This window comes from Parazoarcus communis SWub3 = DSM 12120 (genome assembly GCF_003226565.1).
Lineage (GTDB): Bacteria > Pseudomonadota > Gammaproteobacteria > Burkholderiales > Rhodocyclaceae > Parazoarcus > Parazoarcus communis.
In genome coordinates this window covers 241,371-264,057 of the sequence record NZ_QKOE01000001.1, presented here as the reverse complement: position 1 = coordinate 264,057, position 22,687 = coordinate 241,371, and the positions used below count along the sequence as shown (strand labels likewise).

The window sequence follows — 22,687 nt, the reverse complement described above, 5'->3', positions numbered from 1 at the left end:
CTGCCGTGCCGGGCGGTGATCGGACGTTCAGACGACGTCAAAAAAGATCAGGTCGCGCTCGATTTCCTTGGATGAGAACCCGCAGCCAATACGGCCCGAGCCACTCAGGGGGGTTTCGGACGTCTTGATGCAGCGCTCGTCATCGCCGTTCAGTGACAGGTAGCAACCGTTGGTGCTTTGGTCGATGAGCACGAAGCCCTCGCGGCGGCGCTCGATACGCGCGTGTTGACGCGATGCTCGCGGGTCGATGATGACAACGTCATTACCGAGCTCTCGCCCGATCAGCACGATGGGACGCTGCTCTTCGACGAACATGATGTCCTGCTGGTGCCGCAGCCGCAGCCTTTGCGAAATTCGGGCGTTTGGGGGGAGCGAAGTGACTTGTCCCACGCGATTGCCGATGGCGAAGACGGGCCATTCGAGTTGCGAGTCCTCTGTTTGGGGAAAGGCTTCTGCACCGGCAAAATGACGCGCAGACGGGGTCAGCAGCATGACTGCGGTGTTGCTGGCGAGCGCCTGCCCGGGACGGCTTGCACGTGCCAGCCTGATCGCGTCGGCCACGCCATCGCCGTCACCATTTTCATCGACGAGGCCGTAGTGCAAGCCAATACGGACCTTGAGCTGGGTGCCACTGACCGGCGGCAGGCTCAGCACGCGCTCGAGCATCTCGCAGGCGGCGATCACACCGGAGTCGCACCGCTCGAAGCTGACGACGACTCTGTCAATGGTGCGACCGATGTCGTTGCCGCCGTTGGCTTCGATGCTGCGGTCGATCCGGTTCAGGCAACGCTCAAGGGCGTGAGAGGACTCCGTGGATCCCAGGCGATCGACCAAACGCTCCCAGCCGACGACTTCGGCTACCAGCACACAGAGGTTTCGACGATCGGACATGGCAGCAGAATGGGTAGAAGTGAAGAGTGCTTGTTTGGGTGGAACAGTGCGATGCGCAATGATGATCAAATATCACCGAAGATGCAAGCCCGCCCTCCCGGCATGCTTCGGCATGCCTATGCATCAGGGAATAAAGGGAAAATCTGCTTGGGTACGGCTGGAAGCGACTCTCGGTCGAATGCAATATCACCTTCGTCTAGTTTCGTGCTCTGGTCTACATTGACGAAGTCAAACAGCTTTCGATCGGCGAGATGTGATGGGACGACATTTTGCAAGGCGGTGGCCAGCGACTCGATACGACCGGGAAATTCTCGCGCCCACGACTGCAGCATGGCCTTGATCTGCTTGCGCTGGGCGTTCTCCTGAGAGCCGCACAGGTTGCATGGGATGATGGGGAAGGCCATCGTACGTGCAAAGCGGGTGATATCCGCCTCCGTGCAGTAGGCGAGAGGCCGGATGACCACGTGTTGGCCGTCGTCGCTGACCAGTTTTGGTGGCATGGCCTTGATCTTGCCACCAAAGAACATGTTGAGGAACAGGGTTTCAAGCATGTCGTCGCGGTGATGGCCAAGTGCAATCCGGGTTGCGCCAATTTCGCGGGCGGTGCGGTAGATGATGCCACGGCGCAGGCGGGAACACAGCGAGCACGTCGTCTTGCCTTCGGGGATCTTGTCCTTGACGATCGAATAGGTGTCCTCGGCGACGATTCGATATTCAACGCCGATGGACTCGAAGTACGCCGGCAGTACGTCGTCAGGAAACCCCGGTTGTTTTTGATCCAGGTTCATTGCGACGATGCGGAAATCGACCGGTGCCCGTTCGCGTAGCGCGAGCAGGCAGGACAACAGGGTATAGGAGTCCTTGCCGCCGGAAATGCAGACCATCACCGTGTCGCCGTCACCGATCATGTTGTAGTCACCGATCGCTTCACCGACGTTGCGTTCTAGTTTTTTCTTGAGACGCAGGAAGGTGTTGGAATGGCGATGCTCGGCGCTGTCAGCCGCATGGGTGGCGGATACGGTAGTCACGATGGGGCTCAGGTGAAAAAACGAGCCGGATTATACACTTGCGACTATCTGGCCGGGGTTGGTGGATCGGCGTCTGGCCGCACCCTCAGGATGGTTTGCCGTCGCGCGAGCTAAAGGTGGGCGCTGCGACCGCCGTCAACTGCCAGAATCTGGCCGGTGATGTAGGGTGCGTCGAGCATCAGGAAGCGTACCGTGCGGGCGATGTCATCCGGGCTGCCCTCGCGTTGCAGCAAGGTGTGCCGGATGATCTGCTCTCGCTCCTCGGCGGGAAACTGCCCGTCCTCGGGCCATTCGATCGGGCCGGGGGAGACACCATTGACGCGGACGTGCGGTGCCAGTTCCAGCGCCAATGCACGTGTCAGTCCAGCGAGGCCGGCCTTGGCCGCACAGTAGAGCGGGTAATGGCGCAAGGGGCGTTCGGCGTGGATATCAACGATATTGATGACGCACCCGCGACTCTCCCGCAGGGCGGGGGCCAGTGCCTGGGTCAGGAATAGCGGTCCCTTGAGGTTGGAACCCATCAGATCGGCCCAGGCAAGACGATCGATCGAGCCGACCGGTGTCGGAAAGAAACTTGATGCGTTGTTGACCAGTCCGTCGATGCGCCCCCACTGCGTGAGTGCCGCGGACGCCACCCTCTCAGGAACGCCGTCTTCGCCAAGGTCTCCGCCAATCAGGCAGGCCGAATCGTCGCGCAGGGCGTTCAGTTCAGCGGCCAACGACCGTGCGTCGTCGGCACTGTTTCTGTAGTGCAGGCACAACCGCCCTCCGGCGGCATGCAGTGTCCGGGCGATGGAGGCCCCCACGCGGCGGGCAGCACCGGTGACGAGGATGACGGGTTGAGGTGTCTGCTGGGTCATGGTGGCGTTCATTGTCGCTGACAGCATAGGGTTAAATCCAGCCTGTGGGAGCGTGGCGTTCGGGCGTGGTACGGCAGGTGTCAGGGAGGCGTCTTGTCTATCGGCTACAATGCCGCGGTTTCGATCACGCCCATCCCTCTCGCGCTCATGTCACGACTCCCCCCGCCGTCTGCCGATGCACTGGCGCAAAGCGAGCGCCTGCTCGGTCTGCTGCACTCCGAAATCGCAGCCTCCGGTGGCTGGATTCCGTTTTCGCGCTACATGGAGCTTGCGCTCTATGCGCCAGGCCTGGGGTATTACAGCGGCGGCGCGAGAAAGTTCGGTCCTGGTGGGGATTTCATTACCGCGCCGGAGCTGACGCCGCTGTTCGGTCAGGCCCTTGCGTCCCAGGTTGAGCAGATCATGCGGGCGAGCGCGATGCAAGTGATTGAGGTAGGGGCGGGGACCGGGCTGCTGGCGGCCGATCTGTTGCTCGAACTTGCACACCGGGATGCGTTGCCGGAGCAATACGGCATTCTGGAGCTGTCGGCTGAATTGCGTGAGCGCCAGTTCGACACACTCTCCGGCCGTGTGCCGCAGCTGGCAGGGCGGGTGCATTGGCTGGATACGCTGCCGGATGCCTGCTCCGGCGCTGTGATTGCGAATGAGGTGCTGGACGTGATGCCGGTGCACCTGGTTGTGGTGCGCCAGCACGGCTTGTTCGAGCGTGGTGTGGCGCTGGGCGAAGACGGGCGGCTGTGCTGGGCTGATGTGCCTGCCGCAGGTGCAGTGCGCACAGCTGCCGAGCAGCTCACGCTACCTGTGCCACAGACCGGGGAGTACGTGACCGAGGTCAATCTTGCCGGTCAGGCCTGGGTCGCGTCGTGGGCGGATCGTCTGCAGAAGGGGGCGATGCTGCTGATCGATTATGGCTATCCGCAGGCCGAGTACTATCTGCCGTCACGTTCGAGCGGAACCCTGATGTGCTACTACCGCCATCACGCCCACGCCGACCCCTTTCTGTGGCCGGGTCTGAATGACATCACCGAGTTCGTCGACTTCACTGCAGTGGCCGAAGCCGCGCACGAGGCGGGCCTGGATGTGCTGGGTTACACCAGCCAGGCGCAGTTCCTGTTCAATTGCGGTGTACTCGATTGCCTGGCCAGACGTGGGCCAGAAGGCTCTGCCGATTATGTACGTGCTGCACGTGCTGTGCAGCGCCTGACAACGCCGCAGGAAATGGGCGAGCTGTTCAAGGTGCTCGCGTTGGGGCGGGGTGTGGACATCACGCTGCAGGGGTTTGCCCGCGGCGACCGGCTGCATACCCTGTAAGGGTGGCGCCAGCCCCGCGTGCGGGTACGAGGCGTGCGCTATTCCTGGTAGCGATAAACCGCTTGCAGAAAGGCGTCGATGTCCTCGGGCGGAGGCATGTTGATAGTACGGGGGCGCTGCGTAACTTCCTGCAGTTGCAGCGCGACCTCGGGGTGGGGCAGCCAGCTCGCGTTGAGGACTTCCTCGTCGTAAGCCTGGGGCTCCCGGATTTCTCGACCGCTTTGCATGTCCATGACGATCATCATGATGGCCTCCACAACAGGTGCCGGAAACTCCGGCCTTCCAGGTTCATTAACGGCCGCGTGACTGCGGACTTGAATAAGAAGATTGGGCCGACTGTGCTGCGTTCAACTAGGTTTGACCAAAAAACCCGGGTTCATCATGGCAAATCTACACAGTGTGCGCGAGTGAAAATTGCACGCCATGTCGTATTTTTGCTGCAATGCAGGAAACGTGTGCTCAGAAACCCTGCTCGGTCAGCCATTGGTCGATGCGTGCTGCAACCTGATCCCACCCCCGCTCCAGCATCATGCCGTGTCCCATGTTCGCAAAGATCTCGGCTTTCAAGCCATAGGTCTGTGCGGTCGAGTGAACCTGGTCCGGTGGGATCAGCATGTCGTATTCGGCACCGAGAACAAGCATTGGGGCCTTGTGCATCTTGTCTGTACGCGGCAGGTTGAACAGGGTCATGTCCCAGATCGCGCGGTGGGATTCTGGCTGGCTCAGGCGGTAATAGCGCTCCAGCATGCGCTCATCCAGTGGCTGATGGAACAAGGCGTCGCGCAGGCTCTCGAGCTGCGCTTCGCCACCCCCCATGATCCTGTTCAGGTCGGCAAGCAGGTGGGGCTTCTTGAACATCAGTCCGAAGGCCGCGCTCATCAAGCCCTGAGGGGGAACCGAGGCCATCAGCACCGTTGCAGGTGCCGAGGCACGCTCGAGGTATTTTTGTACCACCATGCCACCCATCGAATGCCCGATCAGGATGGGGGGCTCAGGCAGGTATCCGACCGCTTCGGCGACGTCAGCCACATAGTCGTCGATCGACAGCGAGTCGAGATGCGTGTGCCCGCGGCTGGCGCCGTGCCCTGACAAAGACAGCGCGTAGGCGTGCCAGCCGCGATCGGCGAACCATTGCAGGAAGTGTTCGTCCCAGCACCACGCGCCGGCGTAGGCGCCGTGCACGAACAGCAAGGGACGAGCATGGTGCGCTTGATCAGGCTTGCGGCTGAGCAGCTCCAGGCTATCGAAACCCGGGGCGTTCATCGCGGAATCTCCATGCCGCGTTGCACTGCGGGTCGGTCGGAAATCGCATTGAACCAACGGGCAACGTTGGGGAAGCGGGCCAGGTCCACGCCTTGCCACTCGTGGCGGGCAATCCAGGGGTAGCTTGCAATGTCGGCAATGGAGTAGGCGGATCCGGCGAGCCAGTCGCGTCCGCGCAGACGGGTGTCAAGTACCCCGTAAATGCGCTGCGCCTCCTTCGAATAGCGGTCGATCGCGTAGGGAATCACGTCTGGCGCAAAGCGCAGGAAATGATGCGCCTGCCCCAGCATGGGGCCGACGCCGCCCATCTGGAACATCAACCATTGCAGTGCTTCGTAGCGTTCGCGCGCATCTTGCGGTAGCAACTGGCTGGTCTTCTCCGCAAGATAGATCAGGATGGCGCCCGACTCGGCGAGCGTGACCGGCTTGCCGTCCGGCCCCTGGTCATCGGTGATCACGGGAATCTTGTGATTGGGGTTCAGCGCGAGGAATTCGGGGGCAAACTGGGCGTCGCGGGTGATGTCGATGGGGCGGACGTCGTAGTCGAGGCCAAGTTCTTCGAGGGCAATCGAGATCTTGCGACCGTTCGGTGTGCCCCAAGTGTAAAGCGTGATCATGTCGTGTTCACTCTGTGGGTTGCGGCGCCTGCCCTTGTAAGGGTCTAATCCGCCATTGCGTGCCGGGAGTGGCTGATGTTCAAGTGGGTCGTCGTGATCCTGTTGATCGTGGTGGTGTCCGGTCTGATGCAGGCCAAGGGCAGCAACCCCTTGCGTCTGGGACATTTGCCCGGTGACCTGTGGTTCCGTTTTCGCGGCAGAGCTTATCACTTCCCGTTTACGACCACGGTACTGCTGTCCCTGCTCGCCTGGCTGATCCTGCGCTCGATCTGATTGTCGGGTCAAGGCTGCGCGTCACGTTCGGGCGTATGCGCCGGTTCGCGCAGGCGGCGGACGGCGGCGACCCTTTCGGCATGGATGCGTTCCGGAATGCGGGATTTGTCATTGCAGGCGCGGGCGATCGCGCCGGCGTCGATCTGGCGGAATGCGTTCAGTGCCAGCCGCCAACCGTCGGCAGGCGGCCATTGTGGCGGCCGGTTCCCGCCACGCCCAAGGTAGTCGCAGGCGGCAGCCTGGAGCATCAGCACGAACCGCTCCGGACGCCGCTGGGCATCGCAGCGCTCGAGAATCTTGACGATGGTTTCCGGGCGCAGTATGACGAACTGCCCCAGGGTGCCGTGCTCGCGCGCGACCATTTCGGCCAGATCCCGGCAGTCCGACGGGGCCTTGAGTCGTGCCGATACCTCGCGTGCAAGGCGCTCGCTGCGTGCTTCATGCCCATAGTGGTGAGGGAGGATGTCCTCAGGTGTACAGCCCTTGCCAAGGTCATGCAGCAGGCAGGCCCAGCGTACCGCGAGCGGCTGAGCGCTGGCGGCGGCAGCGTCGATCACCATCAGCACGTGCTCGCCGGTATCGATCTCGGGGTGGTGTTGCTTGGGCTGTGGTATGCCGAACAGCCGGTCGACTTCGGGCAGGATCCGCGGCAGGGCGTTACAGTCGCGTAGCACACGAATCATCCGCGAGGGGGACGACTCCATCAGGCCGCGCGAGAGTTCCTGCCAGACGCGTTCGGGTACGAGGTGATCGATTTCGCCCGCGGCCACCATCTGTTGCATCAAGGCCAGCGTTTCCGGGGCCACGGCAAAGTCGGGAAAGCGCGCGGCAAAGCGCGCGATCCGGAGAATGCGCACCGGGTCCTCGGCGAATGCCGGGCTGACGTGGCGAAAAATGCGTGCAGCGATATCGGCCTGCCCGCCGTAGGGGTCAATCAGCGTGCCATCTGTCGCGCGGGCAATGGCGTTGATGGTGAGGTCCCGTCGCAGCAGATCCTCTTCCAGCGTGACCTCCGGCGAGGCGTGGCAGGTGAAGCCGGTGTAGCCGTGTCCGGACTTGCGCTCGGTGCGGGCGAGGGCATATTCCTCACGGGTCTGCGGGTGCAGGAAGACCGGGAAATCCTTTCCGACCTGAAGAAATCCCTGGGCGAGCATGCTTGCAGGGGTTTCACCCACCACCACCCAATCACGATCGGAAACCGGACGGCCTAGCAGGGCATCGCGGACGGCGCCGCCAACCACGTAGACGTTCATGACGATAATCAGCGTCGCGCGGAACGGCGCAGTGGGTTATACCGACCGCGCGGCATGGTCTCGCCCAGCCAGCGCGGCACCACGGCCTCGAGTGCAGTGGGGGTGAGACCGAGCGGAAGCGGGGCGCCAGTGGCGACGTTGTCCACCCGCATCGAGCGGACATTGTCGGGACTCATCAGCGGTTGAGGGGCGAGGTTCATCAGCCCAGCCTGGAGCAAGGCAAGCCCCTCCGGCAGTGCAATCACCAAGGGATGCTTGCCGACCAGTCCTGCAACATACGTGACGAGTTGTCGTAGCGTATAGACGCTGGGGCCGGCCAGCTCCCAGGTCTGGCCAATGGCGCAGGGCTCGAGCAGGCTGCGCACGGCGACTTCGGCCACATCTTCCACATACACGGGTTGGAAGCGTGCGTTGGCGCCGCCCAGCGGCAAGATCGGAAACAACTGGGCGAGTTCGGCGAACAGGTTCAGGAAGCGGTCCTCGCGCCCAAAGATCACCGACGGGCGCAATAGGGTCCAGGCGAGGGTGCCGGCATTGTTGCGAATGGCTGCTTCGCCGGCCGCCTTCGAGCGCTGATACTCGGAGGGGCCATTGGCATCCGCGCCCAGCGCACTGATATGGATCAACCGGTTCACGCCAGTCAGCTGACAGGCAGCGACGATGCGTGAGGGCAATTCGACATGCGCGCGGGCAAAGTCAGGGCCGTAGGGGGTGCCGCTGCGCGAATGCAGCACACCAACCAGGTTGATGACGGCGTCCGCACCTTGCAGCAGGCGGGCGAGGGTTGCAGGGTCGTGGCAGTCAGCCTCGATCACGTCGACATTGGGTAACAGCAGCAGATCACTGGCACGGCTGCGGCGTCGGGTGGGGATACGCGCATGAATGCCAGCCTTGGCAAGGCGGTTGGCAATGGCGCGTCCGACAAAGCCGGTTCCACCGATCAGGACGACACGTTGCGGATTCATCACAGAGGTGTGCTCCATCCAGTTGAGTTGCTTGGTGGTGATTCGGGCCTGGGCGGAGAGCTTAGCGCGCTTCAGGGCGTGCGGCGATGGTGCCGAGGCGGGACTTCAGCGATTGCGGCTTGCCGTCGAGCATGGCCGCATAAACGACGGTGTTGACCATGACCTTCTTGACATAGTCGCGGGTCTCGTCGAAGGGGATGGTCTCGGCATAGATCGCGCCCTCCAGGGGCTGGCTGTCGCGCCAGCGCTTGGCGCGCCCCGGGCCAGCGTTATAGCCGGCGCTCGCCAGTACCGGGTGGTTGTCGAGATCCTCCAGAATCAGCCGCATGTAGCTGGTGCCGAGGCGGACATTGGTGGTGGGTTCCGACAGGCGGCCTGGCTGATAGTCGCGCATGCCGATCTTGCCGGCCACCCACTTGCCGGTGGCGGGCATGACCTGCATCAGGCCCTGGGCGCCAGCGCTGGAGCGGGCCGGGATCACGAAGCGGCTCTCCTGGCGCATCAGGCCATAGACCCAGCTCAGATCCAGTCCCTGGCTGTGGACATGAGGTTCGATCAGTTCGCGATAGGGTGTCAGGAAGCGCAGGTCGAATGCCCCCCTGGGCGCTGCAAGTTCGGCCGTGTTGATGGCGCGGTCGTAGATATCATGCTTCAGGGCAAGGCGCGCGGCCGCAAGCCGGAAGAGCTCGTCCTGGCCACGCAGAGACCAGTTCCATTCGCGTACGCCCTCGGTTCGCATGTCGAGCCGGAACAGTGTCAGTGCCCGCCTCAGTCCCGGGTCCGTCTCGGCTTGGCGCAATTGTGCAGGGGTCAGGGTTGGCGCATGAGGGGGCGGCGCAAAGGTCTGCCCAAGCTCTTCCGCAGCCAGAATGCCGTAGAAGTGGGGCTCGCCCGCGATGCGCTGGAACAGCGAGGCAGCTTCGTCGGCGCGACCTTGGGTGTTCAGCGCCCGGGCGCGCCAATAGACCCAATCGGGTTGTTCGGCTTCTGCCGCGGGGAGCTGCGAGGTATATGCCAGCACGGCGCTCCAGTTGCCACTACGCAGCGCGGTGCGGATGCGCCAGGCCCGTTGGTCGGTGTTCATCGGGACATCGCCGGCGGCCCGGAACCAGGCGGCCGCCTCAGGCTCCAGCGCGAGTGCCGCCCGATGGGCGAGTGCCGCGAATACATGACCTCGACCAGGGCCGTCGAGCCGGTCCTGAAGCCGGGTCAGGCGGGCGAGCGCGCCGGGTCGGTCATCACGTGCCAGCCTGACCAATGCGGCGATTGCGAGCTCGCGGCCACCGCGAGTGATCGCAAAGTTTGCCGGCAGGCGATCCAGGTATTGTGCGGGGCTGCGCAAGGCTTGATCTAGCTGGGAGGCTGCGGCTGCATCGAGCCAGCTTAGTGTGGTCTGGGCCCGCTCCGGGTTGCGGCCACCGACCTGTTGGCGAAAGCGCCACCAGACCGCTTCCTCATCGACTTGTCCGCGTGCCACCATGCCAGACAGCGTTGTGTCGCAGGCCGCCGGCGCATCGATCAGTTCGTCCCAGCGTTGTCTGATATCTGCAGCAAGGCTGGGGTCGCCAGTCATCAGGCGCGCATTGAGCGCCTGACAGCGCAATTCTGCGTCCGGGCTTTGCAGGTCGGCGTGAAGGGCGAGAAAGGTGTTCCAGTCGCCGTCCTTGGCCAGGCGGCGCAGCCAGTCGGCACGCAGGCGCTCGGCCAGCGCGGAGCCGGCCTCCTGCACCATGAAGTCCGTCAAGGCTTCCGCGGGGGCGGGGTCGGGGCGGGCCAGCTTGTTGAACAACAGCCAGTAACGGACATAGGGGTCGAGCGGGTGGGGGTCGGACTGGCTGGCCAGGCGCTCGAGGGTGACCCTGTCTCCGCTGCGCAATGCGTCGCGGGCAGCGAGTATCCTTGCGTCTCCCGACTGCGCGAGACTGCTGTTTGACGATGCGATGCACAGCATCAGCAGCATGACCCTAAAGACCGTGTACATCCCTTACCATTCCCATTCAGACAGAACCCGCATACTACCGTGACCGAACCCTCTCAGGCCTTATCGTCCTCAGAGCACGCTGCGCGCAGTAAGTTGCGTGCGGCGGCCTTGGCTGCGCGTGAAGCGCTGCCGGATACGGTTCGCGCTGAGCGGACCCGCGCGATGGAAGCGCATCTGACTGCCTTGATGGCGGAGCTTTGTCCCAAGGTGCTGGCGCTTTGCTGGCCGTATCGCAGCGAACCGGACCTGAGAGCGTGGGCTGTGCGTTGGCAAGCTTCGGTGCCGGGTCGATGCCTTGCCTTGCCGGTTGTGACTGCGCGTGATCAGCCACTGATCTTCCGGGCCTGGTCCGCTGACGCCGAAATGGCCCTGGATCGCCACGGTATCCCTCATCCGGCACAAGGCGATGCGATTTTGCCGGATGTTGTACTGATACCACTCAATGCTTTCGATGGTGCCGGTTTTCGGCTGGGTTATGGCGGCGGGTATTTCGATCGGACCCTGGCAGTGCTGCAGACAATTTCCGTCGGCGTGGGGTTCGAGGCGGGGCGTGTCGACAGCGTGATGCCGCAGTCACACGACCGACCCATGGACTGGTTGGTGACCGAGGCAGGGCTTTGGTCTTGCTCAGACGGTTTTCGAGCTTGAGCGATGGATGCTGCAGTGCTTTGAAACAAAAGTTGATTTTGCAGCGGTGCGGCCGAACTTATTCAACCGGAGTGCTGTCTGATTCAACGTGCGTAAATTGATTTGTCACGTTGTCGCGTTCGATGCATCACACCCTCGGGGTCGATACTGGAGAGTCGATATGCCACCCTTGATCTTGCCGCTGGCGATGTTCGCAGCGATGAACCTTGGACTCTCGATGATCATTGCCGTGCTGCGTCACCAACATAACCTTTTGACCGGGCACCGTCTTGGTGATCTGCCGCGGCTTCCGGTCCGGCAGGAGCGTCGGGTCATGAACCTTGGGGTGCAGGCTCGGCGCAAGGCCTTTGACGGACACATGCGGCGTTGGGATATGGACCGGACCATCGATGGCTGAGTCGGGTTGGCGATCATCCGGGCAGTGCGTCCCTTTTCAACGCGTCATTCGCCGGTAGGGGGCGCCTCTCTGCTGACCGTTTCTACACGATTACGCCCGTTGCGCTTGGCCAGGTAAAGGCCGTCGTCAGCGCGGGCGAGGATATGATCCGGGCTGATATCCGACGGGTGGATGATGGTGACGCCGATACTGACGGTGATCGGAATCCGGGCCTCATCGGTAATCGCAGGGCGCGCAGCGATTTCAGTCCTGATCCGGTTGGCGATGTCACGGGCGCCGGCGAGGTCGGTTTCCGGCAGCAAAACGGCGAATTCCTCCCCGCCGATCCTGCCCAAGGTGTCGGCGCTGCGGAGCGAGGTGCCAAGCTGAGTGACGAAGTGCTTCAGCACGGTATCGCCAGCGGCATGACCGAACTCGTCATTGACCCGTTTGAAATGATCCAGATCGAGCATCAGGATTGAGGCTGGGGTCTCATAGCGTCTGACCCGGTCGAGTTCGTGCTGCACGGCTTCCATGAAAGCCCGCCGGTTGTGGCTTCCGGTCAGCGGGTCGGTGGTCGCCAGGCGTTCCAGTTCGCGGGCAGCGGCCTTTTCCAGCGTGATGTCTTCCTTGATGGCGACGAAGTGCGTGATGGTGCCGTTGTCGTCGGCGACTGGCGTGATGGTCAAGGCCTCGTCATAGAAACTGCCGTCTTTGCGCCGGTTGATGACTTCGCCCCGCCACACTGCACCTGCAAGTATCGTCTTCCACATGTCTTCGTAGTACGAAGGGGGCTGCATGCCTGATTTGACCAGGTCCTTGGGCTTGCGACCGATCGCCTCCGCCGCATCAAAGCCGGTCAGGCTGGCGAAGGCTGGGTTGACCCACTCGATGGTCGCTTCCCGATTGGTGATCACAGCCGGAATGGCGCTGGCATTGAGCGCGCTTTCGAGGAGTTTGCGACGCTTTTCCTCCTGTTTGCGCAATTTGCGTTCACGGTTTCCGGCAAAGCGAAACAGCAGGTAGCCCACCAAGGCGGCGGCCATGCCGAGCAGTGCCAGTGGGGCAACGACTGCGGTACGTTCCCTGCCTTCCCGATGCGCTTCGACCAGGGCTTGGGTACGGTCCATTTGCATCGTAATGACCAGCGGAAGGCGCGAATGCATCCGGTAGGCTGTCAATTCGCCCTGGTCGTCGTAGGCGTCAGCGATGGATAAATGTACGGACTGTCCTGTCTGCCAGTGGTTGATCAAGGTGCGCTCGATCATGCGCTGGTGCTCGGTCGGTGGATCGGTGTCGAGCAGTCTGACTCCATCCTGCCGGAACAGGGCAATACGGTCGGTGGGACGACGACGCAGGTCATCGAGCAGGCGTTGAAGGTAGTCGAGATTCAACGTGGCGAGCAGGCTGACTTGCCCCGCCTCACCGATTGACAAACCGCGCACAACCGGAACGAAACCAACGGCAGGCGTCGGTTGCCGGTTGTCGGTGATTGCGACCGAATCCGCCAGATCCCGGCCCGCGTGGGGAGGGCCGATGCGCAGGACTTCACTGATCGTTGAGGGTTGTGGCAGGTAGTGTGCGAAAGCCGGGCGAAGGCCGATGTTGCCGGATGAGGTACTGGCAATGATCTCACCGTTGTCGTTGAGCACCGACAGCGAGCGTAGGTGAGGGGCATTGAGCAGCGCATAGTCCAGCTGCCGGGACCAGTCATCCGGAGAGAAATAGGCGTGGCCACCTTCGAGCAGGGTCCGCAGTTGCAGATCTACGTGGCGGAACAGGTGTCCCAGTTGTTCGTCTGCATGGCGCAAATCGCGTGAGGTCAGGTGTTCCTCGGTCTGCAGTGCTTGACGCTGCAGTTGCTTGCCATAGAAGTCGAGCGCGCCGAAAACAATCAGCAGGCCGACCCCGAGCAGCATGGCGAAACCCAGATCGGCAAAGCGGAGACGACGGTGTTCGGACATGCCAGGGAGACATCCGGAGATCAGCGCAGGACGACGATGGGGCTCAGGCCGTGCCGCCCTGCAGCCTGCGCGAGACGCCCATCCTGCTTGATGCGGGCAACGAAGCGCTCGAGGTAAGCGTGCCAGTTGTCGTCGCCCGGCGCGATGGCCCAGGCGTAGGGGGTGATGTGATAGGTGCCCGTCGGCGAGACAAGTCGTGCCCAGTCGGCCTGATCCAGCATCCGCCGGCTGTAGGGAAAGTCCGTCATGAACACGTCGGCGCGGCCGGACTCGACTTCTTGCTCGCGGGCGTGCGGTGAGGACAGCACTGCAAGCTGGGCGTGCCGCAGCTTGCCACGCATCACGGGCTCATGCAGCGTGCCTTTGGCAACGGCAACCACGATACCTGGTTGATCGATGTCGTCCCAGGACTTGATCTTGCGGTTGCTGCGTGTGGTGATGGCGTAGATGTCACTGGCCAGATGTGGCGACGTGAAGCGCAGGCGGCTGGAGCGCTCTGGTGTGATGCCGATGGCAAACATTGCGATATCGCAACGATTGCCACTGACGTCGTCGATCAAGCGCGCGAAGCTGCTGTCGACGAACTCGACGGTCACCCCGAGATCCGCGCCCAGTGCCTGAGCCAGATCGATATCGATGCCCTTGAGCTCGAGCGTACGCGGGTCGCGTAACGAGATGCCGTAATAGTCGGGCCAGATGCAGACCTTCAGACGGGCTTCACGCTGGATGCGCTCAATCCTGTTTGTCTCCGGACTCTGAGCAAAGGAGGTCAGCGAACAAGCCCAGATCGACAGCGCCAGCAGGCCAAGCCGAACATGCTTGTTCGAACGCCCCGCTTGCCGTCGTACACATCTGCTCATGAACGCCCCATTCCTGGCTGTCGATCCATATGGTCGGAGCCTTGATCCGAGGTCCCGAGTATAGCGCATTAGTAATAGCCGTCCCTTGACAGGGTGCCGCTATCAGGAGAGGAAAAGCCTATAGGCAGGATTGGCCGTTTCGTCCACATACTCGTAACCCACCCGCGCCAGAAAGGCCTCGAAGGCGGGCTTGTCCGCCGCGGGTACCTGCATGCCGACCAGTACGCGACCAAAGTCCGCACCATGGTTGCGGTAGTGGAACAGGCTGATGTTCCAGTCGGTGTGGAGATTGGACAGGAAGTTCATCAAGGCGCCAGGACGTTCCGGAAAGGTGAAGCGATAGACCACCTCGTTCTCGGCCTGTGGCGCACGGCCGCCGACCATGTAGCGGACATGCGTCTTGGCCAGCTCGTCATCGGTCAGATCGACTGCCGGCAGGGTATGGCGTTCCAGCATCTCGACCAGCCGTGTCGCTTCGTTGCGGTTATGCACCGTGACGCCAACAAAGATGTGGGCGCGTTCTGCATCGGCGTAGCGATAGTTGAACTCGGTGATGTTGCGGTTACCGAGCAGGCTGCAGAATTTACGGAATGAACCGGGTTGTTCCGGAATGGTGACGGCGAGCACCGCTTCGCGCTGTTCACCCAATTCTGCACGCTCGGCGACGAAGCGCAAACGATCGAAGTTCATGTTGGCGCCGGAGGCGATGGCGACAAGATGCTTGTCGCGCAGCTTGTGACGGCGTGCGTACTCCTTTGCCCCAGCGACTGCCAGTGCGCCGGCCGGCTCCAGGATGGAGCGGGTGTCTTCGAAGACGTCCTTGATTGCCGCGCAGATGGCATCGTTGTCCACCAGGATCATCTCGTCGACATATTCCTGGCACAGACGGAAGGTTTCGGTGCCGACTTCCTTGACCGCAGCGCCGTCAGCGAAGATGCTGACCTGATCGAGCACGATCCGTTTGCCGGCAGCCAGAGATTGGGTCATCGCGTCGGCACCGACCGCCTCCACGCCGATGATGCGGGTCTCCGGGCGGAGTCGCTTGATATAGGCGGCGACGCCGGCAATCAGACCTCCGCCTCCGACACAGCAGAACACAGCGTGGATGGGTTGCGGATGCGCGCGCAGGATCTCGAGGCCGACGGTGCCCTGGCCCGCAATCACGTCGGGATCGTCAAAGGGATGGACGAAGGTCAGTTTCTCTGTTTTTTCCAGTTCGATGGCATGCGCATAGGCGTCCGAGTAGGACTCCCCCGCGAGTACCACTTCTCCGCCGCGGGCCCTGACCGCATCGATCTTGATCTGCGGGGTGGTGCTAGGCATGACGATGACTGCGCGTACGCCAAGCTTCTGGGCCGACAGGGCGACGCCTTGCGCGTGATTGCCGGCCGATGCGCAGATCACGCCACGCTTGAGTGCCTGGGGCGACAGCTTGACCATCTTGTTATAGGCCCCCCGCAGCTTGAAGCTGAATACCGGCTGCATGTCCTCGCGCTTGAAGTAAATCCGGTTATGAATGCGTGCCGACAGGTTGCTGGCGAAATCGAGCGGGGTCTCGATGGCGACATCGTACACCTGGGCGTTGAGGATGCGTTCCAGGTAATCCGGTTTGGCGGCAGTCATGGCGAAGTGAGGTCCGGTGGGCGGAAAAGGGATCGAGCGTAGCAGTCGATGCGGCAGTGCGGCAAGGGTGGTCGCGCAGTATCGGGAAAGCGGTGGGGCCCGAGTGTGCTTTCGAGCGAGGATAGTGCGATGCTCAAGCGCGGCGTTTGCTGACGGCTCAGCCGTCCTGGGCGTCGTTCTGCATCATGCGGGTCTGACGGTCGATGAACTCCTGGGTGGAGTCGACGCCACGTAACTGCAGGATGGTGGAGCGGACGGCGGCTTCGAGCAGCACCGCAAGGTTGCGACCTGCTGCGACGGGCAGCGTGACCCGCGGGATGCCTACGCCAAGGATATCCTGCTGCTCGCGTTGCATGGGCAGGCGGGTGGGGTCGTCCTGTCCGGGCTGGCGGCGCTCCAGGTGGCAGATGAGGCGTAGACGCATCTTTCGTCTGCAGGCGGTTTCACCGAAGATGGTGCGGATGTTCAGGATGCCAAGACCGCGCACTTCGATGAAATCCTGCAGCAACTCGGGGCACCGACCCTCGAGTACCGTGGGGGCGATACGTGAGAACTCGACGATGTCGTCTGCTACCAGACCATGGCCGCGGGAGATCAACTCGAGCGCCAGTTCGGACTTGCCCGCACCGGAGTTGCCGGTAATGAACACGCCCAGACCCAGTACGTCCATGAACACGCCGTGAAGCGAGGCTTTTTCGGCAAGCTGCCGGGACAGGTAGAGGCGCAACTGGTCGATGACGCCGGCAGCGGGCTGGGGTGTGGAGAACAGTGCGACGTTGTGTGCCTCGCAAACCCCCATGACGATATTGGGTGCTTCACAACCATCAGCAACAATGATGGCGGGCGGTCGCGCGGCCAGGATGCCACTGAGATGGTGGGCAACCTTGTCACGAGACTGACGTCTCGCCCACGCGAGCTCCGCTGCGCCAAGGATCTGCAGGCGTTCGGGGTGAATCAGGTTGAGGTGGCCAATCAGGTCTGCTGGCCAGATGCGTTCTTCCCGGACGGAAATGACAGCGTTCAGGTTGCCGCTGACGTGGGTCAGCTGCAAACGCGTCCGGTTGTCCTCAAACAGCCGCGCGACGCTCGTTTGCCGCATCGTTGCCCCATTGGGTGAACAGGGTGTGCAAGGCTTCGGCGTCCGGGGCGTCGAGCAGTTGCTCGCGGAAGCTGCGGTCGCTGAACATCTGGGCGAGTTCGGACAACAGTTGCAGATGGGTCTCGTTGGCTTGCTCAGGTACCAGCAGTACGAACAGCAGGTTGACCGGGCGTCCATCGGGCGCATCAAACTGCACCGGTGTGGCCAGGCGCATGAAGGCGCCTGCTGCTTCCTTCAGACCCTTGATTCGGCCGTGGGGAATGGCAATGCCCTGACCGAGGCCAGTCGAACCGAGACGTTCGCGTGCGAACAGACTGTCGAATACGGTACTGCGGGCGACACCCTGGTTGTTCTCGAACAGCAGGCCAGCCTGCTCGAACACGCGTTTCTTGCTGCTTGCGTCAAGATCGGCAACGACATTCGAGAGGGGCAGGAGTTGGGCAATGAGGCTCATGCGCTTTGGGGCTCGCGCAGCACCACCGGAGGAGGCGGCACCACGCTCAGGGTCTTTGGGGAGGGGGAGACGGCAGACCGCGTCATGCGAACGCGCGGATTATAGCCGCTCCCTCGCCCAAAAGGCCTAGTGAAATGATCACGCTTCAGGCGTCTGGTGCTTGTGCGAGTCGTGATGGTGGTCGTTGGTCTTCTGCTTGTACTTGAGGACCTGGCGATCGAGCTTGTCGGTCATCGCATCGATAGCCGCATACATGTCAGCGTCGGTGCTCTCGACGTGGATGTCCTTGCCACGGACGTGAACCGTGACTTCGGCTTTCTGGTCAAGTTTTTCGACGGACAGAATCACGTTCACGCTGGTGACATTGTCGAAGTGGCGAATGACGCGGTCGAGCTTACCCGAGACATAGTCGCGGATGGCATCGGTAACTTCGACATGATGGCCGGTGATATTGAGATTCATGGTAACTCCTCTTGTTATCAAATCGTCTTGCGCAGGCTGACCGGCGGGATATTGAGTGACTCGCGGTACTTGGCGATGGTGCGCCGTGCGACCACGATACCCTGCTGGCCCAAAAGATCGGCGATCTTGGCGTCGGACAGGGGTTTCTTTCTGTCTTCGGCGTCCACCAACTGGCGAATCAGCGCGCGAATCGCCGTTGAGGAAGCCGCTCCACCAGTGTCGGTGGCAACGTGACTGCCGAAAAAATACTTGAGTTCGAAAACGCCGCGCGGGGTGGCCATGTATTTCTGTGTGGTCACGCGCGATACGGTGGATTCATGCAGCTCGAGCTGGTCTGCGATCTCCCTGAGGGTGAGTGGCCGCATCGCCACCTCTCCATGATCGAAGAACTGTCGTTGCTGGTCAACGATGGCCTGGGAAACGCGCAGGATGGTGTCGAATCGCTGTTGAACGTTCTTGATCAGCCAACGGGCTTCCTGCAGTTGGCCAGTGAGTCCGCCACCCTGGCCCCGATTCTGTTGCAGCAGGTTGGCGTACAACTGGTTGATGCGCAGGCGGGGCATAGCCTCGGCATTGAGCGAGACCGTCCATTTGTTGCGGATCTTGCGGACGACCACGTCGGGCAGCACATAGCGGGTTTCCTCGCTGGAGTGCTGAGAGCCGGGATGGGGGTCGAGCCGGCAGATCAACGCGTGTGCAGCCCTGAGTGCGTCGTCGTCACAATCAGTGAGCTTCTTGAGCTTCGCGAAGTTCCGCTCGGCCAGCAGCTCCAGGTGTTGTTCAACGATGATCAGTGCCAGATCGCGTTCCGGGGACGGCGACATCGCGCGCAACTGGAGTCCGAGGCATTCCTGTGGTGTGCGAGCGCCTACGCCAGCGGGTTCGAGCTGCTGGACATGTCGCAGTGCGATGGCAAGATCGTCGAGATCGATGTCAAGTTCGGGCGGCAGCAGCTCGAGGAGTTCTTCGAGTTCCTGGTACAGATAACCATCGTCGTCGAGCGCCTCGATGATGAAGCGCACCAGCAGGCGGTCGCGGTCTGACAGTGGCGAGAGCGCGACCTGCAGGTCGAGATGGTCGCGTAGCGACGTACCCGCAGCCTGAAACTCCTGGAAGTCGGTGTCCTCGTCGTCGTCGCTCTTGCTGCTCGCCCCACTGCCGGTACCCGACCAATCCATCCCCTCGTCGATGCTGCCGCTGTCGTTGTCGCGGTCGTTGCGATTGTCGCTATCGTTGTTTTGCGACTCGTTGCTGCTGTCCGTGGGCGATTCGTTGGACGAGGGTGTGGTGCTTGTTGTCGCAGGGCCGGAAAAGTCGCCGCCGTCGCCATCTTCGCGCTCAAGCATGGGGTTTTCGAGCAGGAAGCGTTCGATCTCCTGGTTGAGTTCGAGCGTGGACAGCTGAAGCAGCTTGATCGACTGCTGCAGTTGCGGGGTGAGCGTCAGGTGTTGCGAAAGCTTGAGCTGAAGTGTCGGTTTCATGATGCCAGTGTGAGACGCAGGCCGGAATCAGAGCCGGAAATGTTCGCCAAGGTATACCTGACGGACCTGTTCGTTGGCGATGATCTCGCTGGGCAGACCGCTTGCGAGCACTTTACCTTCGGTAATAATGGTAGCGCGATCACAGATGCCGAGGGTCTCACGGACATTATGATCGGTAATCAGCACGCCTATGCCGCGTTCCTTGAGGAAGCGGATGATTTTCTGGATGTCGATGACGGCAATCGGGTCGACGCCGGCAAACGGCTCGTCGAGCAGGATCAGTCGCGGGTTGGTAGCCAGCGCACGGGCAATCTCGCACCGGCGGCGCTCGCCGCCAGACAGGGAGATTGCCGTGTTGTCGCGCAGGTGGGTGATGTTGAGTTCTTCAAGCAGTTCCTGCAGGCGGGCCTTGATGTCGGACTCTTCCAGGCCTTGAAGTTCAAGTACCGCGCGGATGTTTTCGGCCACGGTGAGCTTGCGGAAAACGCTCATCTCCTGCGGCAGATAGGACAGCCCCAGGCGTGCGCGTGCATGGATCGGCAGATGGGTGAGGCGGGCGTCATCCAGTGTGATTTCGCCGCCATCAGCGCGCACCAATCCCACGATCATGTAGAAACAGGTGGTCTTGCCGGCACCGTTGGGGCCCAGCAGTCCCACGACTTCACCCGAGCCGACCTCGAACGATACGTCGCGCACGACCGTGCGTGCCTTGTAACGCTTTTGCAGACCGTTGACCTTAAGCAGACTCATCTGGAGATTCTTTCAGCAGTTTGCGGATGATGTCGGTGGCGAAGCCGCGGGTTTGCAGGAAACGCGCTTGCTTTGCCCATTCGCGGTGGTCTTCGGGTGGGCTGTCGAATCTAGACTGCCACACTGTGCGTGCGCGGTCGAGTTCGGATTGTGCGCATTCGTGCTCGATTGCTTCGTCGATCAGTGATTTTTCGACTCCGCGGCGTGCCAGTTCGTGGCGCAGGCGGATGCTGCCGAAGCGCCCCGACTTGCTTCGAACCCAGGCTTCGGCAAAGCGCGTATCCGACTGCAGGGCCAGGTCGGACATGCGCTCGAGCACGGCTTCAACCTCTTCGGCACTTCCGTAGGGCGCAAGTTTGCGCGCCAACTCCGCACGCGAATGGTCGCGACGGGCGAGGTGACGCAATGCGCGTTCGCGCAAGGTGGGCTCGCCCATCGTCCGGTTCGCGAGGGACGGTCTCAGGCTTCGGCAGCGGCGGGGCCGCTGCCGATGGTGGCCATTTCGCCCAGGCCGACTGCGGCACGGACCTTGTTTTCGATCTCGCGGGCGAGCGCCGGATTGGCACGCAGGAACTCACGCGAATTGTCCTTGCCCTGGCCGATCTTGTCGCCGTTATAGGCGTACCAGGCGCCCGACTTGTCGACGATCTTGTGAGCAACGCCAAGGTCGATGATCTCGCCTTCGCGCGAGATGCCTTCGCCGTAGAGGATGTCGAAATGGGCTTCCTTGAACGGTGGCGAAACCTTGTTCTTGACGACCTTGACCCGGGTTTCCGAGCCGACGACTTCGTCACCCTTCTTGATGGCGCCCGTGCGTCGGATGTCCATGCGCACCGAGGCGTAGAACTTGAGCGCGTTACCACCTGTTGTGGTCTCCGGGCTGCCGAACATGACGCCGATCTTCATCCGGATCTGGTTGATGAAGATGACCAGCGTGTTGGTACGCTTGATGTTGGCCGTCAGCTTGCGCAGGGCCTGGGACATCAGGCGGGCCTGGAGGCCGGGCAATTGGTCACCCATTTCACCTTCGATTTCGGCTTTGGGGGTCAGGGCCGCGACCGAGTCGACGACCACGATGTCCACACCGCCGGAGCGCACCAGCATGTCGGCAATCTCGAGCGCCTGTTCGCCGGTGTCCGGCTGGGAGATCAGCAGGTCGCCGATATTGACGCCCAACTTTTCGGCGTAGCCGACATCCAGTGCATGTTCGGCGTCGATAAAGGCCGCGGTGCCGCCCAGTTTCTGCATCTCGGCGATGACCTGGAGCGTGAGTGTGGTCTTGCCTGATGATTCGGGGCCGTAAATCTCGACGACACGGCCGCGGGGCAGGCCGCCCAGGCCGAGTGCGATGTCCAGCCCCAGCGAGCCGGTGGAAACCGTCTGGATGTCGCGCTCGACGTTGCCGTCGCCCATCCGCATGATCGAACCCTTGCCGAACTGCTTCTCGATCTGCGAGAGCGCAGCGGCAAGCGCCTTGGCCTTGTTGTCGTCCATGGAGCGTCCTTGCTGAATAAGAGGTGAATTATGGCACAGAGATTGCTGAGTTGCTGCCTTCGGCGTTGGCAAGCCCGATCAGGGTCTCAAGTGCGGCGATGACGGTCTGGCGCCGAACGGCCTCCCGGTCGCCTGTCAGGTACAGGGTCTGGGAGTGCGAGGGGCCGAGTCGGCGTGCCCAGCCCAGACAGATCATGCCAACCGGCTTGTCAGCCGAGCCTCCGCCGGGGCCGGCGATGCCGGAGACGGCAACGCTGATATCAGCCCGGCTGTGCGCTATCGCGCCGCGCGCCATCTCTGCGACTGTTGCTTCACTGACTGCGCCGTGCTTCGTCAGGGTTGCCTCATTGACTCCCAGCATGTCGACCTTGGCTGCGTTGGAGTAGGTGACAAAGCCGCGATCGAACCAGGCAGAGCTGCCTGCCGTGGCGGTAACCGCTTCGGCGATCCAGCCGCCCGTGCAGGATTCGGCTGTGGCCAATTGCCAGCCTTGTGCCGATAGTGCGTGGCCCAGTCTGATGGAGAGGTCTTGAAGTATGGGGTCCATGGTTTCAGGGTTTGAACAGGGCCACCAGGATGGCGAGTGCCAGCAGGGTGTAGCCGGCCGCCAGCAGGTCGTCGAGCATGACGCCGAAGCCGCCCTTGACCCGGCTGTCCGCCCAGCGGATCGGCTGCGGCTTGGTAATGTCGAACAGGCGGAACAAGGCAATTGCGCAAGCCTGCCACAGCAGGGTGGCAGGGGTGAAGAGCAGTACGAGCCAGACTGCCACCATCTCGTCCCAGACAATGGCACCGTGGTCGGATACTCCCAGCGTCCGGCCGGTGCGCTCTGCGGCCAGAATACCCGCGAGGAAGAAGGCGCCCAGCATGATCAGAAAGGCGATTTCCGAGAGAGGTGTCCGGATCAGCGGATAAAGCAGCCAGGCAAGCAGGCTGCCTGCAGTGCCGGGTGCCTTTGGCGATAGTCCCGAGCCGAAGCCCAGCGAGATGAGATGGGCAGGATGGCTGAGCATCAGGCGGAACGTGGGGCGCAT

At 62.2% G+C, this 22,687-nt stretch carries 25 protein-coding genes; 4 read left to right on the top strand and 21 right to left on the bottom strand.

Translation table 11 applies throughout. The annotated features are described in order from the left end of the window. Positions 1-27: 27 nt before the first annotated feature. From DNK49_RS01200 to DNK49_RS01190, 3 genes are all read right to left on the bottom strand, one after another. A complete protein-coding gene (locus DNK49_RS01200; RefSeq protein ID WP_110522489.1) occupies positions 28-891 on the bottom strand; it encodes an FHA domain-containing protein in 864 nt (287 codons plus the stop codon). A gap of 116 nt (positions 892-1,007) precedes the next feature. Continuing rightward, entirely contained in the window at positions 1,008-1,919 is a 912-nt protein-coding gene (gene ttcA / locus DNK49_RS01195; protein WP_207806855.1) for a tRNA 2-thiocytidine(32) synthetase TtcA, read from the bottom strand. A 110-nt stretch (positions 1,920-2,029) separates the two neighbouring features. Further along, positions 2,030-2,806: a pteridine reductase gene (locus tag DNK49_RS01190; RefSeq protein WP_243632196.1), complete on the bottom strand. Its 777-nt coding sequence runs from the start codon at positions 2,804-2,806 to the stop codon at positions 2,030-2,032. Positions 2,807-2,926: 120 nt separating this feature from the next. Here DNK49_RS01190 and DNK49_RS01185 point away from each other — a divergent pair, with 120 nt between their 5' ends. Beyond that, a complete protein-coding gene (locus DNK49_RS01185; protein WP_110522947.1) occupies positions 2,927-4,090 on the top strand; it encodes a class I SAM-dependent methyltransferase in 1,164 nt (387 codons plus the stop codon). 38 nt (positions 4,091-4,128) lie between these two features. On the opposite strand, the gene DNK49_RS01180 is transcribed toward DNK49_RS01185, so the two are convergent. The 3 genes from DNK49_RS01180 to DNK49_RS01170 all read right to left on the bottom strand — a co-directional run bounded on the left by DNK49_RS01180 (position 4,129) and on the right by DNK49_RS01170 (position 5,970). Then, on the bottom strand, positions 4,129-4,335 hold the full coding sequence (locus DNK49_RS01180; protein ID WP_110522487.1) for a hypothetical protein: 207 nt from the start codon (positions 4,333-4,335) through the stop codon (positions 4,129-4,131). Between the two features lie 214 nt (positions 4,336-4,549). Continuing rightward, a complete protein-coding gene (locus DNK49_RS01175; protein ID WP_110522486.1) occupies positions 4,550-5,353 on the bottom strand; it encodes an alpha/beta hydrolase in 804 nt (267 codons plus the stop codon). Next, positions 5,350-5,970, bottom strand: coding sequence for a glutathione S-transferase family protein (locus tag DNK49_RS01170; RefSeq protein ID WP_110522485.1), 621 nt, complete (start codon positions 5,968-5,970; stop codon positions 5,350-5,352). The genes DNK49_RS01175 and DNK49_RS01170 overlap by 4 nt, the downstream gene beginning before the upstream one ends. A gap of 75 nt (positions 5,971-6,045) precedes the next feature. Here DNK49_RS01170 and DNK49_RS01165 point away from each other — a divergent pair, with 75 nt between their 5' ends. Beyond that, a complete protein-coding gene (locus tag DNK49_RS01165) occupies positions 6,046-6,243 on the top strand; it encodes a DUF2905 family protein (protein ID WP_110522484.1) in 198 nt (65 codons plus the stop codon). 8 nt (positions 6,244-6,251) lie between these two features. Here the strand turns inward: DNK49_RS01165 and DNK49_RS01160 are convergent, their stop codons facing one another. The 3 genes from DNK49_RS01160 to DNK49_RS01150 all read right to left on the bottom strand — a co-directional run bounded on the left by DNK49_RS01160 (position 6,252) and on the right by DNK49_RS01150 (position 10,442). Then, positions 6,252-7,496 (bottom strand): multifunctional CCA addition/repair protein, encoded by a 1,245-nt coding sequence (locus tag DNK49_RS01160; RefSeq protein ID WP_110522483.1) that lies wholly within the window; start codon positions 7,494-7,496, stop codon positions 6,252-6,254. 8 nt (positions 7,497-7,504) lie between these two features. Then, positions 7,505-8,461, bottom strand: coding sequence for a complex I NDUFA9 subunit family protein (locus DNK49_RS01155; protein ID WP_110522482.1), 957 nt, complete (start codon positions 8,459-8,461; stop codon positions 7,505-7,507). 61 nt (positions 8,462-8,522) lie between these two features. Further along, positions 8,523-10,442, bottom strand: coding sequence for a lytic transglycosylase domain-containing protein (locus DNK49_RS01150; protein WP_110522481.1), 1,920 nt, complete (start codon positions 10,440-10,442; stop codon positions 8,523-8,525). A gap of 39 nt (positions 10,443-10,481) precedes the next feature. On the opposite strand from DNK49_RS01150, the gene DNK49_RS01145 reads away from it, so the two are divergent. Together DNK49_RS01145 and DNK49_RS01140 are read left to right on the top strand one after the other, a co-directional pair. Next, positions 10,482-11,090: a 5-formyltetrahydrofolate cyclo-ligase gene (locus tag DNK49_RS01145; protein ID WP_110522480.1), complete on the top strand. Its 609-nt coding sequence runs from the start codon at positions 10,482-10,484 to the stop codon at positions 11,088-11,090. 160 nt (positions 11,091-11,250) lie between these two features. Next, positions 11,251-11,487, top strand: coding sequence for a hypothetical protein (locus DNK49_RS01140; RefSeq protein WP_110522479.1), 237 nt, complete (start codon positions 11,251-11,253; stop codon positions 11,485-11,487). 44 nt (positions 11,488-11,531) lie between these two features. On the opposite strand, the gene DNK49_RS01135 is transcribed toward DNK49_RS01140, so the two are convergent. The 12 genes from DNK49_RS01135 to DNK49_RS01080 form a co-directional block, all read right to left on the bottom strand. Continuing rightward, entirely contained in the window at positions 11,532-13,430 is a 1,899-nt protein-coding gene (locus tag DNK49_RS01135; RefSeq protein ID WP_110522478.1) for a sensor domain-containing diguanylate cyclase, read from the bottom strand. Between the two features lie 20 nt (positions 13,431-13,450). After that, positions 13,451-14,290, bottom strand: a complete 840-nt coding sequence (locus tag DNK49_RS01130) for an ABC transporter substrate-binding protein (protein WP_110522477.1) — start codon at positions 14,288-14,290, stop codon at positions 13,451-13,453. A 102-nt stretch (positions 14,291-14,392) separates the two neighbouring features. Then, complete coding sequence (ilvA, locus tag DNK49_RS01125; protein WP_110522476.1) at positions 14,393-15,913, bottom strand: threonine ammonia-lyase, biosynthetic; 1,521 nt, start codon at positions 15,911-15,913, stop codon at positions 14,393-14,395. A 157-nt stretch (positions 15,914-16,070) separates the two neighbouring features. Beyond that, complete coding sequence (hprK, locus tag DNK49_RS01120; RefSeq protein ID WP_110522475.1) at positions 16,071-17,012, bottom strand: HPr(Ser) kinase/phosphatase; 942 nt, start codon at positions 17,010-17,012, stop codon at positions 16,071-16,073. Further along, on the bottom strand, positions 16,981-17,466 hold the full coding sequence (ptsN, locus tag DNK49_RS01115; RefSeq protein ID WP_110522474.1) for a PTS IIA-like nitrogen regulatory protein PtsN: 486 nt from the start codon (positions 17,464-17,466) through the stop codon (positions 16,981-16,983). The genes hprK and ptsN overlap by 32 nt, the downstream gene beginning before the upstream one ends. Before the next feature lie 138 nt (positions 17,467-17,604). After that, positions 17,605-17,928: a ribosome hibernation-promoting factor, HPF/YfiA family gene (hpf, locus tag DNK49_RS01110; protein WP_110522473.1), complete on the bottom strand. Its 324-nt coding sequence runs from the start codon at positions 17,926-17,928 to the stop codon at positions 17,605-17,607. Positions 17,929-17,945: 17 nt separating this feature from the next. After that, positions 17,946-19,409 (bottom strand): RNA polymerase factor sigma-54, encoded by a 1,464-nt coding sequence (locus DNK49_RS01105; RefSeq protein ID WP_110522472.1) that lies wholly within the window; start codon positions 19,407-19,409, stop codon positions 17,946-17,948. Positions 19,410-19,436: 27 nt separating this feature from the next. Continuing rightward, positions 19,437-20,159 (bottom strand): LPS export ABC transporter ATP-binding protein, encoded by a 723-nt coding sequence (lptB, locus tag DNK49_RS01100; RefSeq protein WP_110522471.1) that lies wholly within the window; start codon positions 20,157-20,159, stop codon positions 19,437-19,439. Further along, positions 20,146-20,595, bottom strand: a complete 450-nt coding sequence (gene recX, locus DNK49_RS01095; protein WP_110522470.1) for a recombination regulator RecX — start codon at positions 20,593-20,595, stop codon at positions 20,146-20,148. The genes lptB and recX overlap by 14 nt, the downstream gene beginning before the upstream one ends. Positions 20,596-20,618: 23 nt before the next feature. Then, positions 20,619-21,653 carry a recombinase RecA gene (gene recA / locus DNK49_RS01090; protein WP_110522469.1) on the bottom strand — a complete coding sequence of 345 codons (1,035 nt, stop codon included), beginning with the start codon at positions 21,651-21,653 and terminating at the stop codon, positions 20,619-20,621. A 28-nt stretch (positions 21,654-21,681) separates the two neighbouring features. Continuing rightward, entirely contained in the window at positions 21,682-22,200 is a 519-nt protein-coding gene (gene pncC / locus DNK49_RS01085) for a nicotinamide-nucleotide amidase (RefSeq protein WP_110522468.1), read from the bottom strand. 4 nt (positions 22,201-22,204) lie between these two features. Continuing rightward, positions 22,205-22,687: a phosphatidylglycerophosphatase A family protein gene (locus DNK49_RS01080; protein WP_207806854.1), complete on the bottom strand. Its 483-nt coding sequence runs from the start codon at positions 22,685-22,687 to the stop codon at positions 22,205-22,207.